Origin of the sequence: Neisseria sp. HMSC067G12, assembly GCF_001812725.1 — a bacterium.
Lineage (GTDB): Bacteria > Pseudomonadota > Gammaproteobacteria > Burkholderiales > Neisseriaceae > Neisseria > Neisseria perflava.
The window spans coordinates 222337-238074 of record NZ_KV810182.1 but is presented as its reverse complement, the minus strand read 5'-3'; the positions used below and the strand labels follow the sequence as shown (position 1 = coordinate 238074).

Here is a 15738-nt window from a genome sequence, read left to right as displayed (position 1 = left end):
AAAGCCGATACATCGGAAAGGTGTGTCGGCTTTTTTTATATTCGCTGTTTTTGAATTGGATAATAAACTTAAAAGGCCGTCTGAAAACTTTCAGACGGCCTTTTGTTTCATTTGCTTTGAGCATCAATCAAGCAAGATTATTTTTCAGCTTCTTCAAAGCCGACGACTTCGAGGCCGAAGCCGGTGAGGCCGGTGAAGGATGACGGCTGGCCGAGGACGCGCAGTTTTTTGACGTTGAGGCCGGCGAGGATTTGTGCGCCTATGCCGTAGCTTTTGCTGTCCCATTTGTAGGCTTGGTTGGCGCCTTTGGGCAGGGTGCGGTCGAGCAGGGTGGCGCCGTCTTCGGTACGGTGCAGGAGGATGACTACGCCGCTTTCGGCTTGTTGGATGCGCTCAAGGGCTTTGGGCAGCGACCATGAATGGCGCGGGTTGGCTTGGATGAAGTCCATGACGCTGAAGGGTTCATGGACGCGGACGAGGGTTTCTTCTTCGGCGGAGGGTGTGCCTTTGACAAGGGCGAGGTGGGTTTCGCCGGAGAGTTTGTCGACGTAAACGTGTTGTTGGAACTCGCCCCACGGGGTTTGTACGGGTGCGTTGCCCATGTCTTCGAGCAGGCTTTCGGTACGGCTGCGGTATTCGATGAGGTCGGTAATGGTGCCGATTTTGAGATTGTGTTCTTCGGCGAACTTCATCAGTTCGGGCATACGCGCCATGGTACCGTCGTCGTTGATGATTTCGCAGATGACGGCGGCGGGAATCAGGCCGTTCATTTGTGCCAGATCGACGCCGGCTTCGGTGTGTCCGGCGCGGACGAGTACGCCGCCTTTTTGGGCGCGCAGTGGGAAGATGTGGCCGGGTTGGACGATGTCTTCGGGTTTGGCGGATGGGGAAACGGCGGTTTGAATGGTCAGGGCGCGGTCGGCGGCGGAAATGCCGGTGGTAATGCCGTGGGCGGCTTCGATGGAGACGGTAAAGTTGGTGCCGTATTGCGCGCCGTTTTTCTGGGTCATCATGGGCAGGCCGAGTTTTTCGACCATTTCGCCGTCCATCGGCAGGCAGACCAGGCCGCGTGCGTTTTTGATCATGAAGTTGATGGCTTCGGGGGTAACGAATTGGGCGGCCATCAGCAAGTCGCCTTCGTTTTCGCGGTCTTCGGCATCGGTGATGATGACCATTTTGCCGGCTTTGATGTCTGCTAGGATTTCGGGGATGGTGGAGATGTGGGACATGGTATTTCTTTCTTGGCTGATGGTGGGGGCGTGGCGGTCTTGGTGGTCTTGATCCAGCCACATGTCAGGCATATTGGCTGCCTGCTCGATTTTTCGGGCTTTTTTCTCGCCGAAAGATTTGTTTTTCAGCAGGGCGGACAGCTCGCCTTGGTTGATGGCGATGGCTTGTGCAAACTTGGTCTGCTGGCCGTTGTGGTGTTGTGTTATCCATTGCCGCAGGTTGTGGCGGCGCAGGTCGGTGGTATTCATGATGAGATGAAATTGAATTGTGTGTAATGGATTGTAGTCTTGTCTTTACCAAAAGGCAAACTTTGTTTGTTGAGATTTTTTATTACTTTTTGGTAATGAAATTTATTGTTTCAGACGGCCTGGGTATGGCTTGAAATTGACGGTTTTGGGAGAATATGGGGAATGTTTTGATGATTATTTTAACGGGGGATATTTGAAATGAAAATGTTTGGGCGCGGATTGGTCGTGCTGGTGTTGTGTGCGCTGACGGCTGCGGGCGGCTGGTTTTATGCCCTGCATGGTCAGAACGAAGAACATCAGGTTTTGTCCCGCGAGGGGGTTTTGATGCAGATTAAGCAGATGAACCGCTTGGAAAGTACGGCATTTTATATCGATACGATTATCCGTACGGAGAAAAAAGGGGATTGGCGCAGGCTGTGGCAGGATTCGCAAAGCGGTATTTTTATTGTGCGCGGCAAGGTGTTGGCCGGTTTGGATTTGGACAAGTTGAACTCGGACAATGTCAATATTGTGGACGACAAGGTATTAATCAGTCTGCCGGCGGTGGAAATCTTGAGCGTGGATTTGGAAAATATCGAAGTGTACGATATTCAGACCGGCTCGTTTAATTTGCTGCCTATGGATAAGTCGGTATTTAAGACGGTGCAGGAAGAGGCGAAACGGCAGGTATTGCAAAGCGCATGTAAGGCTGAGATTTTGGAACATGCCAACCGTCAGGCGCAAACGCAGTTGGAAAACCTGTTTGCATTGACGCAGACGAAGGTATCCGTCTATCCGGCTGCGGTAGGGAAGTGCGGTTAAATAGATTGCTTGAAAAGATAAGGCCGTCTGAAAAATTTTCAGACGGCCTTTGTTTCATTAAGCCATTAACCGCGTCGTAAAACGGCGGTATTGATGTATTTTTGAATACCGGTGGCAATGGCTTGGGCGCATTGCTGGCGGAATGATTCGCTGCCGAGCAGCCGCTCTTCGGTAGGGTTGGAGAGGAAGGCGGTTTCCACCAAAATGGACGGAACATCCGGCGCACGGAGGACAGCAAAGTTGGCCTCGTCAACGCGGCCTTTGTGCAGTTGGTTGAGTTTGCCCAATTCGGTCAAGACGGAATGGCCGAGCTTGCGGCTGTCGCGCAAGGTTGCGGTTTGGGTCATGTCCAAAATCGTGTTGTCGACGTTGCGGTTGCCGCTGGATTGTACACCGCCGATGGCGTCGGCGTTGTTTTGGGTTTGGGCAAGGAATTTTGCCGCCGAGCTGGTTGCGCCTTTGGTATTGAGCATATATACGCCGGTACCGCGAGCGGACGGGCTGGTAAAGGCATCGGCGTGGATGGACACGAATACGTCGGCATTGCGCGCACGGCCTTTGGCAACGCGTACGCCCAATGGGATAAAGATGTCTTCGTTGCGCGTCATGAATACGTTGTAACCCAAGGCTTCAAGGCGTTTTTTGGTTTCGCGGGCGATGGAGAGTACGACGTTTTTTTCTTTAAGTCCGCTTGGGCCTATTGCACCGGGGTCTTCGCCACCGTGACCGGGATCGATCATAATCACGGGACGGCGGTTGCCACCGCTGCCGCGATTGTTTTTAGGGGTAGGGGTGTCGTATGCGATATTGGTATTTTGACGTTGTTTGGGAACATTGCCGTTGAGCAAGGCCATCATCGGGTCGTTGGCATCTGCGCCGTGCGGATAGAGGTCGATAACCAAGCGGTTTCTGAAGTTGCCGACGGGGGCGAGCGCAAAGACTTGCGGATGGGTGCTTTGTTTGAGGTCGATGACGATACGCACGGTATTAGGCGTATTTTGACCGGCGCGAATGCTGCGGATAAAAGGGTCATTAGACAGTACTTTGCTGGAAATGCCTTGTAGGACGCTGTTGATTTCCGCTCCTTGAATATCTACAACCAACCGGCTGGGGTTGTCCAACATAAAATGTTGGTATTTCATCGAGTGGTTGCTCTCAAGGGTAACGCGTGTGTAGGCGTTCGCCGGCCAAATGCGGACGGCAAGGAATTGCGCAGGAGAGGCCGGTTTGGCTAATGCGGCACCAACGGGCGTGAGGGTGAGAAATAGTCCTGTGCCTTGACGGAGAATGTGTCTTCTAGTTAATTTGACCATGATTCTAAACTTTTTCGGCCTTGGTTTGTGTGGGCGGAAAAGGTGCAGGTTCTGCCCTTATCGGTGTACGTCAATGTAATGGTAATGTCTGCCTGAGGCGTGAATTCCCCGCCTTGCTGCGGCCATTCGATGAGGCAGACGCTGTCGGGCGCAAACAATTCGTCCAAACCGGCATCTTCCCATTCCTCGGGCATGGTAAAGCGGTAGAGGTCGAAATGGTGGAGGGTGAATGTATCCAGCGGATAAGATTCGACAATGGTGTAAGTCGGGCTTTTGACTGCGCCCGTATGCCCCAGTCCGCGCAAAATCCCGCGTGTCAGCGTGGTTTTGCCTGCACCCAGTCCGCCTTCAAGATAGATGGTCAGCGGAGCGGAGAGTTGCTTGCTCCATTCTTCACCCAGTTTCAGGGTTGCTTCTTCATCGGGCAGAAAACGGGTGTAAAGTCCGTTTGAGTGCATGGAATAGGCCTTGTCGTTCAAAAGGCTTAATTATGATGGAATTGGCGGCGTTTGCAAACCTGATAGACGATAAAGTTAGATAAAGATAGTGTTGAGACCGTCTGAAAACGGAATTCAGACGGCCTTTAATGTTAAAATGAAAATATCCCTCACAAAATTGCGAGACAGCTTATGCCTTTATCCATAGACGAACAATTATTGCCGCACCGCAATGCCATCGACAGCATTGATGCGGAAATTCTCCGTTTGCTCAACGAGCGCGCCGGTCATGCGCATGCTATCGGCGAATTGAAAGGGACAGGCGCGGTGTACCGTCCTGAACGGGAAGTAGCCGTTTTGCGCCGGATTCAGGATTTGAACCGCGGCCCTTTGCCGGATGAATCGGTCACCCGGCTGTTTCGCGAGATTATGAGTGAATGTTTGGCGGTAGAGCGTCCGCTGACGATTGCCTATTTGGGCCCGAAGGGGACATTTACCCAGCAAGCCGCCATCAAACATTTCGGCCACGCCGCACACACCATGGCGTGTACCACCATCGACAACTGCTTCAAACAAGTCGAAACGCGCCAAGCCGATTATTTGGTGGCGCCGGTGGAAAACTCGACCGAAGGCTCGGTGGGCCGCACTTTGGATTTGTTGGCTGTAACCGCTTTAAAAGCCTGCGGCGAAGTGGTTGTCCGCATCCATCACAACCTGTTGCGTAAAGACAGCCACGAAATCGGCGGCATTACCAAAGTTTTCGCTCATGCCCAAGCCTTGGCGCAATGCAATGACTGGCTCGGCCGCAACCTGCCCAATGCCGAACGTATCGCCGTGGCCAGCAATGCCGAAGCAGCGCGTTTGGTTGCCGAATCTGACAGCCCGAATGTGGCCGCCATTGCCGGACGTATCGCGGCGGAAATTTATCAGTTGAGCTTTGCCGCCGAGTGTATCGAAGACGAACCGAACAACACCACGCGCTTCTTGGTGATGGGCCATCAAGAAACCGGCCGCAGCGGCAACGACAAAACTTCTTTGGTCGTCTCCGCACCCAACCGTGCCGGTGCCGTTACTTCTTTGCTGCAACCTTTCACCGAGTTGGGCATTTCCATGACCAAATTTGAAAGCCGCCCAAGCAAATCGGTTTTGTGGGAATACCTGTTCTTCATCGACATCGAAGGCCACCAAAGCGATGAAAATGTCCAAAAAGCCTTGCAGCTTTTGGGCGAACGCGCTTCCTTCGTGAAAGTTGTCGGCTCTTATCCGACCGTTGTTTTGTAAGGATTATTGGGTATAAAAGGCCGTCTGAAAAGTTTTCAGACGGCCTAAATTATGTTCTCAATAGTTGCCATTTATGCAACATCATTGGCAGATTGATGCCAGTAAGTTTGCATGATTGGAAATGAACACTCTATAATCCGAAAGTTTTTAATATTTTTATGCAAAGAAAGGAGCAAGCCATGACACGTAATACTTCAATCCGCTCAATCACATTCTTTGCAGCCCAAGCGTCGGTCTGATTTTCGGATAACGCTTTTCGCATTCCATGTCGCCCGCTTCGGGCTGCTTTCCCTACGATTATCGGCTAGAAACCAGGCCGTCTGAACATTTCGCAGACGGTGGATGCTTATTGTCATCTGTTGACGGTTTCTATCCGTTTTAAAGAAAGCATAAACACATGGGCAATTATCCCCATCATATTCAAATTATTGCCGATTCAAATACATGGATTGAAGGCAACGCTGTCGCACAGCTCGAAACCACCGCCCGATTACCGCATATGTTACGCGTTGCCGGAATGCCGGATTTACACGTAGGGCGCGGTTATCCGGTTGGCGCGGCATTTTTCAGCGACCGTCATTTTTATCCTGCCCTGATTGGGAATGATATCGGTTGCGGTATGGCGTTTTGGCAGACCGATTTACGTGCAGCCAAACTCAAACCGGCCAAACTCGCCAAACAGCTGGGTAATATCGATACGCCGCTAGACAAAGACGAACAGGTCGAATTATTAGGCGACGCTGTCGATATGTTCCCATTTTCAGACGGTCTTGCCGTAGGTACGATTGGCGGCGGTAACCATTTTGCCGAGTTGCAAACCGTTGATACTGTTTATCGCGCCGATCTGCTCCCAATAGATTTTGATGAAAACCATCTGCAACTGTTAGTACATAGCGGTTCGCGCGGATTAGGCCAGCAGATTTTGCAACGCCATATTGCCGCCTTTGGGCATCAAGGTTTGGCAGAAGGGGGCGAAGCGGCAGCAGCCTACCTTGCCGAACACCAAACAGCCCTTGAATTTGCCAGCCTTAACCGCCGTTTGATTGCCGCCAGAATGCTCGACCGTTGGCGCGCAGAAGGAACATGCCTGCTCGATGTCCATCATAATTTTTTGGAACAAACCGAGATTGACGGCACAACCGGTTGGCTGCACCGAAAAGGCGCAACGCCCACCGATAAAGGCTTGGTCATGATACCCGGCTCGCGCGGCGATTACAGCTATCTGGTCCGACCTGCCGAAGATTGCCAAATTTCGTTGAATACCTTGGCTCACGGCGCAGGTCGGAAATGGCAGCGCGGCGAATGCAAAGGCAGGCTGTCGCACAAATATACTGCCGAGAGTCTGCGCCAGACCGAATTCGGCAGCGTAGTCGTTTGTCAGGATAAGGCCCTGATTTTTGAAGAAGCGCCGCAGGCTTATAAAAGTATCGACAGCGTTATTGCCGCCATGAAAAACGCAGGTTTGATTGAATTGGTTGCGCGGTTCAAGCCTGTTTTGACTTATAAAACCGGCGGCGAGTGTGGAGTGTAAAGATGAAACAGAATACACCAGCGGTTTATCTGCAAATTTCTACCGCGCAAGGGCCGGCAGAGTGCCGTATATTTGCCCGTTTTGTCTTGGGCAAGCTGCTTGCTCAAGCCCAAGCAAAAGGCATTGATGCCGAACTTGTTACCGAAACCGCCGATAAGCACGGCATTTTGTCGGCGACGCTCAAGTTGGAAGGGCAGAAAGCCGAAAGCCTAGCGCAAACTTGGCAGGGGACGCTCCAATGGATATGCCCCAGCCCTGTCCGTCCAAAACATCCGCGTAAAAATTGGTATATAGGAGTTTTCCGCTTGCCCGATATGCCGCAGATGTATGAAATGCCGTCTGAAAACGGAATCGAGTTTCAAACCTGTCGTTCGGGTGGCAAGGGTGGGCAACACGTCAATAAAACCGAAAGCGCCGTCCGCGCTACCCATAAAGAAAGCGGCATTTCTGTACGGGTCGAGAGCGAACGCAGCCAGCATGCCAATAAAAAATTGGCGGTAATGCTCTTGGCGCAAAAGCTGGCGGAGCATCATGCCGGACAAGCTGGAAATTTTGCGCAGGAGCAGCACGCGCAACTCTATCAAGTTGAGCGCGGCAATCCGAAAAGGACGTTTGTCGGAGCTACGTTTAAGGAGAAATAATTTATCTGCCGGATAAGTAAATATAGTGATCAATAAAAGGCCGTCTGAAAACTTTCAGACGGCCTTTTATCGTTTTATCGATTAGCGTTCGCTTAACGCTTGTTTCATACGCGTTATCGGTTTGATCAGGTATTGGAAGATGGTTTTTTCGCCGGTTTTAATGTCCACCGTTGCGACCATACCCGGAATAATCGGCATAGGTTTGCCATTTTTGTCTTTCAGGGAGTTGTTTTCGGTTTGGACGAGAACGCGGTAATAGACTTGGTTCGGGTCAAGTTTCAGGTCGTTGGCACGGTTTTGCATGGAATTGCTGACGGTGTCGGCACCAACGAGAGTAACTTTGCCTTCCAAACCGCCGTAGATGGAGTAGTCGTATGCGCTGACTTTAACCAATGCAGGTTGGCCTGCACGGATAAAGGCGATGTCTTGCGGACGGATATAGGCTTCGACCAGCAGTTTGTCGTCAACCGGGACGATTTGCATGATGTCTTCGCCTGCGTTAACAACGCCGCCGATGGTGGTGACTTTTATGCCTTTGACGATGCCGCGCATAGGTGCGCGGATTTGCGAGCGTTCAACCGGGTCGGCACGCATGGCAACGTTTTCTTTGGATTGCGCCAGCTCGGATTCGGCTTGCAAAAGTTCGTTGTTGGCATCGGCTTTGTAGCGGTTGCGGCGTTCGGCGATTTGGGTGGCCAAGTCTGCGGAATCGCGGCGCATTCTTAAGAGTTCGACTTCGGAAACCACGCCTTCGGCAACCATGGGGGCGGTAATGGCGATTTCGCGGTCAAGCGCGGCCTTGCTTTGGGAGAGACCGCTGACGGCGTCGGTCATGGCTTGACGGCGTGCTTTGTAGGCGGCGATTTCGCGACGGCGAAGCTCGGGACCCACGCTGTCAGGGAAGGAGAGCTTGGTACCGTAGGCTTCGGCTTTAAGGCGGGCAACGGTGGCTTCGAGGTTTTCGACTTTGGCTTCGCTTTCACGCAATACGGCGGAGCTGCGCGTGTCGTCAAGTTTCATTAGAATCTGATCTTTCTCGACCATATCGCCTTCTTTAACCATGATTTCGGTTACGATGCCGGGGTCCAGGCTTTGAATTACTTGCTCACGGCTGCTGGGAATGATATTGCCGTTGCCGCGGGTCACTTCTTCGACAGGGCTGTTGTATGCCCAGACGACGAAGACAACCAGGAAAAGGAAGAATAGGATGATGACCCAAAATTGACCGCTGTGTTTTTCTTTTTGAAGGGCGGCATTGAGGTCGTTGATGAGGTGTAGGTCTTTGGATTTGACGTTGTTTTCGCGGCTCATAATCGTGTATCTTTATTGTGTTTGGTGGATTTTAACCATTAGGGCAGGCCGTCTGAAAGGGTAAGTAGATTTTCAGACGGCCTTTTGCTTTATTGTGCTGCCGATTGAGGGGCTGCGGCAGCTTGTTGTTGCTGCTGTTTGACTGCAGCAGCTTGTTGCTGTTGTTGTTTGACGTTGGCTGCTTTGGCCTGTTCGTTTTGCATGAGTTTTTGCAATACCAGGTCGCGCGGGCCGTCCATCACGACTTTACCATTGTCCATCACAATGATGCGGTTGACGATTTGCAACACTTGCGGACGGTGGGTCACCAAAAGCATGGTGCGGTTGCGACCCCATTGGGCGATGGCATTGAGCGCCATACGTTCGGTAGCCTGGTCCAGGCTGGTGGTCGGCTCGTCCAGCAAGACAACTTTCGGGTTGCGCAAGGTCATGCGTGCCAGGGCGATGATTTGTTTTTGACCGCCGGACAAGCCTAAGCCGTCTTCACCCAGAGGCATATCCAAACCACGTGGATGGTTGCGGATGATTTTGTCGAGGCCGAAGCGGTTGAGCGCAGTCAGTAAGTCTTGGTCGGTAGAGTAGCTGCCGGTACGCGCCAAGTCCATATTTTCACGCAATGTGCCGAGGAACAGGCGTGGCGATTGGCTCAACAGCAGGACTTGATCGCGCAGGAAGTTGGGGTCAAGCTGGCGCATATCGACGCCGTCAAGGGTAACGTTGCCTTTTTCAGTGTCGTACAGACCGCTGGCCAGTTTGAGCATGGTGCTTTTACCGCTGCCGATACGGCCCAAAATACCGACTTTTTCGCCCGGTTTGATGGTCAGGCGCAAATCTTCGACCGCGCTGTTGTTGTCGGCTTGATATTTGAACGATACGTTTTCAAAGGTAATATTGCCTTGAACATTGTCCAAAGTAATATATTTGCGTTCCGGATTGCGCTCGATAGGGCGGGTAACGATGTCGTTTACGCCTTTGAGGGCAAGTTTGGCCTGTTGGAAGCGGGTGGCCAAACCGGCAATTTGTGCCAATGGCGCCAAAGCACGGCCGGACAGAATCACGGAGGCAATCAATGCACCCATGGTGATGCGTTCCGCATGGTTGTCGGCATGAATCAGATAGGTACCGACGACGACCAAAAAGACGGTATTGAGCTGCTGCATGGCAACGGCAAAGTTGACCATGAAGTTGCTGGTGTCTTTGACTTTGATGGAAGAGGCGGAAGTTTTGGCGGTGTATTCGTCCCAACGTTGTTGCGCCCAAGATGTGGCGTTGTTGGTTTTCAGGGTTTCGATGCCTTCGATGGCTTCAACGGCAAGGCCGGAGCGTTGCGAACCTTCTTTCATCGATTCGTTAATGTGGCGCGAGAGCGGTCGTTGTACGACAAAACCGACAATCACGACAATCGGAATGATGGTCAGGGGAACGAGTGCCAGTTTGCCACCGACCATGGAAATCACGAAGATAAACAGCAACAGGAAAGGCAAGTCGACGATGGTCAACAAGCTGGCACTGGTCATGAACTCGCGCACGGCTTCAAATTCGCGCAGGTTGCTGGCGTATGAACCGGAAGAAGCAGGACGGTCTGCCAGACGCAATGCCATCACGCGGCGGAACAGGGCGGAGCTGATGATCAGGTCGGCTTTTTTGCCGGCAATATCGGTCAAGTGGCCGCGAATCATCTTGGCGGCAAACTCAAACAAAATCGCCAAGACCACGCCGATGCTCAATACCCACAAGGTCTCATAGGCTTGGTTGGGAATCACGCGGTCGTACACGTTCATCACATACAGGGAGCTGACGAGCGCAAGGAAGTTGATGATGATGGTGGCCAAGATGACTTGGTAGTAGTAGCTGCGGAAACGCCAAATGACTTTCCAAAACCATGCTTTGGGCAAATGGTATTCAGGCAGCTCCGAGCGCATATCGGTAGCCATTTTGGGTTTGATAAACCAGCAGTAGCCCAAATACAGGCCGGAGAGCTGCTCGTGGCTGAGTTCCTGTTCCAAACCGTCAACCTGGCGGATATGGTATTTGCGTTCTTGGCCGGAGCCTTCGATTTGGGTGATGACCGCTGCTTCTTCGTTGTGCAGGATAATCATAACCGGCACAGCGAGCGAGGGGATGTCTTCCAGATTGCGTTTGGATAAGGTGTTTTCAAAGCCGTGACTGCGCAGGACTTCGACCAGTGAGTGATAGTTGACCTTGAGCTTTTTGTCGCGCACGACTTCGGCGGACAAAGCGGCTTCGGATACGGGCGCACCCAAAAGGCGGGTCACTAAAACGATGTGTTCAATGATGGCTTTCATATTTTTTCGCGTAATGTTTTTGGTTTAACCGGCGGATATGGCTTTATTTTTGTGCCAAACCGACCCAAGCGGAGATTTTGGCTTGGGTATTTAAATAGTCAAGCGCCGCATCGCGGAAATCGTTGCGGGCGGCAACATAATCCTGCTCGATGGAGGATAACTCGCTGTATGCGCTCAAAACGTCGGTCAGCGTACGTCGGGCGATTTTAAATTGCAATTCATACACTTTGATGACTTCTTTTTGGGCGGCGATGTGTTGCGCCGTCAGCGCGGTACGCTGTTCGCTTTCCTGCATATCGATGGCCGACGTTTGAACGCGTTCGTTCATGTCGCGCAGGATTTGTTCGGACTTGGCTTCTGCGGCAATCAATGATTTGGCATTGCGTTCCACATTGTGTCGTGCGGCAATATCCAACACATTCCATGCAACGTTTAAATAAAGCTGTCTGGTGTTGCGCGTTGCACTGCCTTCCAAATTGAGGGCAGGCAGGCGTTCGGCTTTGGAGGCGTCCAAATCGGCACGGACGCTGTCGCGCTCGGCCAATTGCGCCTGATAGGACGGATTGTTGTTGCGGTTGGGATTGTTGAAGCGTTCAGTGATGGATTTCGCCGTGTCGTTTTTAAACGGATCTTCCAAGTCGTTGGCAGTCAGCTGGCGCGAGGTATAGCGGGACAGGCGGCTCAGGGCCAAATCCATGGTGCGGCGTTGTTGGGCAATGATGTTTGCCACTTGTAGTTGGCGCGCGCGCGCTTCAATCAGCTCGGAACGACGGCCGGCATCATATTTGACGATGGTGTCCAAGTCTTTTAAGAGGTTGTTGTGGCGCGCTAAAGTCTGCTCGTTGAGGATCAGGGTTTCTTTTGCACGCAATGCGCTCAGGTAGAGGCGGCCGATATCGCTGCCGAGCTGCTCTTGGCTTTCGGTGTATTTGTGTTGATAGTATTCTTCGCGGCTGCGGTCGCGGCGGACGGCGGCTTCAATCGCACCCCATGAGTAGATGTTCACGCTGCCGCGCACGCCGATACCGTCATCCATGTCGTTGCTGTTATATTTATTGTGTTGCGCCAGCACTTTCGTGCCGGTCAGGGTAACGACAGGATAATGGCGCGCACGCGTAGCTTTGGTCGTGCTTTGCGCTGCTTCTTGAGTGGCTTTTGCTTCACGCACAATCGGGTCGCTGATTAAAGCATCCCTGAGGATGTCTTGCAGGCTGTATGCAGAGGCCGTCTGAAACGGCATCAGACAGCAGGCGACGGCAACGGCCGATGACAATAAACGGAGCTTTGTGGGGGAAGAATAAATATGCGGCATGATTTCTAACCAAATGATTTATATATTATCGTTGTCCGTATCGGGTATCGCCTGAGGCATGACCGGGCGAATTTTGAACGAGAACACATACATTTACAAAGCATAAAGCATTTTTTCCAGCTTTTCACAATATTCTGATGAAAGGTCAAGATACATGCCTTAAAGTATATTATTGCAGAGCGCGACTATCGTTTCTAATGATTTTAATGTAAAAAATCTATTAAAAAGGCCGTCTGAAAGGATTTCAGACGGCCTTTTTCAACCTTAATCCTTACGTTGCAATACAGCGGCAAAGAAACCGTCGGTTTGGTGTTCTCCAGAGTTGAGGCGCAGGTATTTTCCGGTATCCAAATCAACCTTCAGGCTTTGCAGCAGTTCGGCGCAGTTGACGAGTTCAAACTCGGGATGTTCGGACAGGAAACGTTCGACTTGCAACTCGTTTTCTTCCGGCAACACGCTGCAGGTGGCGTAAACCAAACGGCCTTGCGGTTTCACCAGTTTGGAGGCGGCATCGAGGATACTGTGTTGCTGTTCCAAAAGGTTGGCCACGGTCTCGGCGGATTGGCGGTATTTGAGGTCGGGATTGCGGCGTAAAGTACCCAAACCGGAGCAGGGCGCGTCCACCAACACGCGGTCGGCTTTGCCTGCCAGTCGGGCGATACGGGTATCGTGTTCGCTGCTGATGCGTTCGGGGTGGATATTGGTCAGTCCGGCACGGGTCATGCGCGGTTTGAGGTTGGCAAGGCGTTTTTCGGCGATGTCGAATGCGTAGATTCTGCCTTTGTTGGCCATTTGCGCGCCGACAGCCAAAGTTTTACCGCCGGCACCGGCACAGAAATCGACAATGATTTCGCCGCGTTTTGCGCCCACCAATAAGGCAAGCAGCTGGCTGCCTTCGTCTTGGACTTCCAGTGTACCGTCTAAAAATAGCTCGTGTTTGTTAAGCGCGATTTTGTTTTTCAGGCGGATGCCCCAAGGCGAATAAGGCGTGGCTTCTGCATCGGCACTTTCGGCTTGCAACAATGGCAGCACTTTATCGCGTTTGCCTTTCAAGGTATTGACGCGGATGTCGAGCGGGGCAGGTTGGTTGATGCTGCGGCCGAAGGCGAGGATTTCTTCTTCGCTCCAATGCCGTTGCAGTTGTTCTACCAGCCATTGCGGCAATTCTGCGGCGGTATTCAGGCCGTCTGAAAACTCGGTTTTGCGGGCTTTCAAATTGCCGAGGAACTCTGTTTCTTCTTCATCAAGCAGGTCTTTGATTTGGCTGATGTTGGTGCTTCTGCCGAGAACCAGTGCGGCGAGTGCTGCTTTGCGCGGCTGCGCGTGCGGACGGCGCAGGGCGGTACTGATTTTTTGATAGTGGCGCAATGCGGCAAAGGCTGTTTCGGCGATTTCGTGGCGGTCTTGGCGGCCGAGCTTTTTGTGTTCGCGGAAATAGGCGGAGAGGACGGCATCGGAAGGCTGTTTGAAAGTCAGCATTTCAGCCAAAACTTTGGCGGTATGGTCGAGTTGTGCGGCGTTCATAATGTAATGGGTTCTCTTAAAGTTGGTAAAGGGTTTCAGACGGCCTTCATGATGCGTTCGATTTCGTGCCAAAAGCCGTCCGGCCGTAATTCCAAAACGGCAATCAAGCCTTGGTCGATACGGCGGATTTCGGTTTCGTTCAATGTTTCGGTTTCGGCGACACGAGCAGGCGCGAGATAGGCCATACGGTCGAGCAGGTGGTAGCGGACTTCTTGGTGTTCAAACCAGTATTCCGCCCAATCTTGAATATAGATGCCGCGCCAGCCGTATGAGTTAAGTGGCGGCTCAAAAGCATGGAAACCTTGTGGAAAAAATCCGATGCCGCGCACGATGGAAGCAGGAAGCGGATTTTCCGGCAGGCCTTGTGCGGTTAAGGCTGCTTTGCCTTGCAGTGTATGTAGCAGCTGGGATTGCTGCACCAATTTGGCGGCCTTGTCCGTCAGCGTGTCTTTAGGGTTGAGACCGTGCAGGTTTTGCACTTGGTCTCCGCCGTAGTATTTACACGCCAGCTCGATATGGTAGGGCTGTTGGTTGAGGGAAACGACAAAATCCGCGGCACCTAAAGTTTGGCCGTCTGAAAAAACGGGCAGGTTGTATGCGTGCAGTTTGGCGTGCGGCGCGTTGGCAAACCAAAACGTCAACAACTCTTCGGCATAAATGCCGAGACGGTGGCCGAATGGGGAACGTTGGGCAAGGTGATCCATCAGCGGCGCGGGATCGGCGTCCAATGCCAAAAGGTAGCGGAAACCGTGCTCCCCCAATAGTTCGCGCACGCTCAATTCGCAACCGCTTTGCCACAAAGGGGGCGCAGTCAGCAGCGAGGCGAGGTCGCGGACGGGTTGGCTGGTGAGTTTCCACCATAATGCGTCTAGGGCGTAATTCATGCTTATCCGAATATCAGTCATGCTGTCTGAAAAAGCTTGTAATGTTTTCAGACGGCCTTAAATCAGTCTTTTTTATGGATACGGTGGCTGACGGTATTGAAAAAACCGCGCAGGATGTCGATGTCTTCGGTTTGCGTGTTGGCGCGTCCGAACAGGCTCTGCATACGGCGCATCAGGCGCTCGCCGTTGCGGCGGTTGAAAAAGCCGATGTCGTTCATCACGCTTTCCATGTGGGCGACCATGCCTTTGATTTGCTCATGGGTCGCAGCGTGGTCTTCCTGTTGAAGATGGGTCATGGGCGAATCGGTTTGGCTGAAGATTTCGTAGCACACGACCTGCACGGCTTGGGCGAGGTTGAGCGAGAAATAGTCGGGATTGCCGTTGATGGTCATCAGTCGGTTGCAGGCTTGGACTTCTTCGATGCTCAAGCCGAAAGTCTCGTTGCCGAAAACCAGTGCCACTTTTTCGCCTCGGTTGGCGGCCTGCAGTAATTCGGGCACCAAATCGCGCGGGGTTTGCAGCGGCGCGGTGATTTCGCGGCGGCGACTGGTCAGGGCGCAGGCGATGGTGGTGTCGGCAAGGGCTTCGTCCAAAGAGGCAGCAATGGTGGCATTTTCCAAAACGTCTGCCGCACCGGAAGCGAGGATGAAACTTTCTTCCGGTAATTTAAACGATTGCGGATGCTCCGGATCGAATACGGGCGGATTTTCCGTCATCGGCGTTGCCATCAGATTGGGGGCAACGATGGTCAGTTTGTGCAGGCCCATTGTTTTCATGGCGCGGGCGGCGGAGCCGATATTGGCGGGATGGCTGGTACGCGTGAGGATGATGCGGATATTGTCCAGATAGGCGGGCAGGGCGGGTTTTTCGGAAGTCATGTTTTGTTTTCTGTTTGTACGGGAATCAGGTATAATGCGCC

Annotated in this window: 13 protein-coding genes; 4 read left to right on the top strand and 9 right to left on the bottom strand. The window is 52.5% G+C overall.

Features of this window, described 5'->3' with window-relative positions; translation table 11 throughout:
• Positions 1-137 precede the first annotated feature (137 nt).
• Positions 138-1481 (bottom strand): bifunctional 3,4-dihydroxy-2-butanone-4-phosphate synthase/GTP cyclohydrolase II, encoded by a 1344-nt coding sequence (gene ribBA / locus HMPREF2871_RS01220; protein WP_193388907.1) that lies wholly within the window; start codon positions 1479-1481, stop codon positions 138-140.
• A 195-nt stretch (positions 1482-1676) separates the two neighbouring features.
• Between ribBA and HMPREF2871_RS01215 the strand changes: the two genes are divergently transcribed.
• Positions 1677-2279 (top strand): DUF4230 domain-containing protein, encoded by a 603-nt coding sequence (locus HMPREF2871_RS01215; RefSeq protein WP_049344127.1) that lies wholly within the window; start codon positions 1677-1679, stop codon positions 2277-2279.
• 65 nt (positions 2280-2344) lie between these two features.
• Here the strand turns inward: HMPREF2871_RS01215 and HMPREF2871_RS01210 are convergent, their stop codons facing one another.
• Both HMPREF2871_RS01210 and tsaE read right to left on the bottom strand, forming a co-directional pair.
• Positions 2345-3592 (bottom strand): N-acetylmuramoyl-L-alanine amidase, encoded by a 1248-nt coding sequence (locus HMPREF2871_RS01210; RefSeq protein ID WP_049344128.1) that lies wholly within the window; start codon positions 3590-3592, stop codon positions 2345-2347.
• Positions 3580-4050 (bottom strand): tRNA (adenosine(37)-N6)-threonylcarbamoyltransferase complex ATPase subunit type 1 TsaE, encoded by a 471-nt coding sequence (gene tsaE, locus HMPREF2871_RS01205; protein WP_049344129.1) that lies wholly within the window; start codon positions 4048-4050, stop codon positions 3580-3582. The genes HMPREF2871_RS01210 and tsaE overlap by 13 nt, the downstream gene beginning before the upstream one ends.
• Positions 4051-4221: 171 nt before the next feature.
• Here tsaE and pheA point away from each other — a divergent pair, with 171 nt between their 5' ends.
• The 3 genes from pheA (at position 4222) to prfH (ending at position 7482) form a co-directional block, all read left to right on the top strand.
• On the top strand, positions 4222-5310 hold the full coding sequence (pheA, locus tag HMPREF2871_RS01200) for a prephenate dehydratase (RefSeq protein WP_049323519.1): 1089 nt from the start codon (positions 4222-4224) through the stop codon (positions 5308-5310).
• 397 nt (positions 5311-5707) lie between these two features.
• On the top strand, positions 5708-6841 hold the full coding sequence (locus HMPREF2871_RS01195) for an RNA ligase RtcB family protein (RefSeq protein WP_049335554.1): 1134 nt from the start codon (positions 5708-5710) through the stop codon (positions 6839-6841).
• A 2-nt stretch (positions 6842-6843) separates the two neighbouring features.
• Positions 6844-7482: a peptide chain release factor H gene (prfH, locus tag HMPREF2871_RS01190; RefSeq protein ID WP_053088467.1), complete on the top strand. Its 639-nt coding sequence runs from the start codon at positions 6844-6846 to the stop codon at positions 7480-7482.
• 81 nt (positions 7483-7563) lie between these two features.
• Here the strand turns inward: prfH and HMPREF2871_RS01185 are convergent, their stop codons facing one another.
• The 6 genes from HMPREF2871_RS01185 to HMPREF2871_RS01160 all read right to left on the bottom strand — a co-directional run bounded on the left by HMPREF2871_RS01185 (position 7564) and on the right by HMPREF2871_RS01160 (position 15697).
• The gene (locus HMPREF2871_RS01185; RefSeq protein ID WP_049335556.1) at positions 7564-8793 is read right to left on the bottom strand and encodes an HlyD family type I secretion periplasmic adaptor subunit; all 1230 of its coding nucleotides are present in this window, start codon (positions 8791-8793) and stop codon (positions 7564-7566) included.
• Positions 8794-8882: 89 nt separating this feature from the next.
• A complete protein-coding gene (locus HMPREF2871_RS01180) occupies positions 8883-11099 on the bottom strand; it encodes a type I secretion system permease/ATPase (protein ID WP_049335557.1) in 2217 nt (738 codons plus the stop codon).
• 43 nt (positions 11100-11142) lie between these two features.
• On the bottom strand, positions 11143-12339 hold the full coding sequence (locus HMPREF2871_RS01175; RefSeq protein WP_004519517.1) for a TolC family protein: 1197 nt from the start codon (positions 12337-12339) through the stop codon (positions 11143-11145).
• A 336-nt stretch (positions 12340-12675) separates the two neighbouring features.
• Positions 12676-13935: an RsmB/NOP family class I SAM-dependent RNA methyltransferase gene (locus HMPREF2871_RS01170; RefSeq protein WP_049335559.1), complete on the bottom strand. Its 1260-nt coding sequence runs from the start codon at positions 13933-13935 to the stop codon at positions 12676-12678.
• A gap of 35 nt (positions 13936-13970) precedes the next feature.
• A complete protein-coding gene (locus tag HMPREF2871_RS01165) occupies positions 13971-14840 on the bottom strand; it encodes a DUF1853 family protein (protein ID WP_049335560.1) in 870 nt (289 codons plus the stop codon).
• A gap of 41 nt (positions 14841-14881) precedes the next feature.
• A complete protein-coding gene (locus HMPREF2871_RS01160; protein ID WP_049335615.1) occupies positions 14882-15697 on the bottom strand; it encodes an RNA methyltransferase in 816 nt (271 codons plus the stop codon).
• Between the last annotated feature and the right edge of the window lie 41 nt (positions 15698-15738).

What these genes read in the sequence shown, in the direction of transcription:
- HMPREF2871_RS01215 (WP_049344127.1), top strand. Translation starts at nt 1,677, where the DNA reads ATGAAAATGTTTGGGCGCGGATTGGTCGTGCTGGTGTTGTGTGCGCTG.
- HMPREF2871_RS01210 (WP_049344128.1), bottom strand. Translation starts at nt 3,592, where the DNA reads ATGGTCAAATTAACTAGAAGACACATTCTCCGTCAAGGCACAGGACTA.
- tsaE (WP_049344129.1), bottom strand. Translation starts at nt 4,050, where the DNA reads ATGCACTCAAACGGACTTTACACCCGTTTTCTGCCCGATGAAGAAGCA.
- pheA (WP_049323519.1), top strand. Translation starts at nt 4,222, where the DNA reads ATGCCTTTATCCATAGACGAACAATTATTGCCGCACCGCAATGCCATC.
- HMPREF2871_RS01195 (WP_049335554.1), top strand. Translation starts at nt 5,708, where the DNA reads ATGGGCAATTATCCCCATCATATTCAAATTATTGCCGATTCAAATACA.
- prfH (WP_053088467.1), top strand. Translation starts at nt 6,844, where the DNA reads ATGAAACAGAATACACCAGCGGTTTATCTGCAAATTTCTACCGCGCAA.
- HMPREF2871_RS01185 (WP_049335556.1), bottom strand. Translation starts at nt 8,793, where the DNA reads ATGAGCCGCGAAAACAACGTCAAATCCAAAGACCTACACCTCATCAAC.
- HMPREF2871_RS01180 (WP_049335557.1), bottom strand. Translation starts at nt 11,099, where the DNA reads ATGAAAGCCATCATTGAACACATCGTTTTAGTGACCCGCCTTTTGGGT.
- HMPREF2871_RS01175 (WP_004519517.1), bottom strand. Translation starts at nt 12,339, where the DNA reads ATGCCGTTTCAGACGGCCTCTGCATACAGCCTGCAAGACATCCTCAGG.
- HMPREF2871_RS01170 (WP_049335559.1), bottom strand. Translation starts at nt 13,935, where the DNA reads ATGAACGCCGCACAACTCGACCATACCGCCAAAGTTTTGGCTGAAATG.
- HMPREF2871_RS01165 (WP_049335560.1), bottom strand. Translation starts at nt 14,840, where the DNA reads ATGACTGATATTCGGATAAGCATGAATTACGCCCTAGACGCATTATGG.
- HMPREF2871_RS01160 (WP_049335615.1), bottom strand. Translation starts at nt 15,697, where the DNA reads ATGACTTCCGAAAAACCCGCCCTGCCCGCCTATCTGGACAATATCCGC.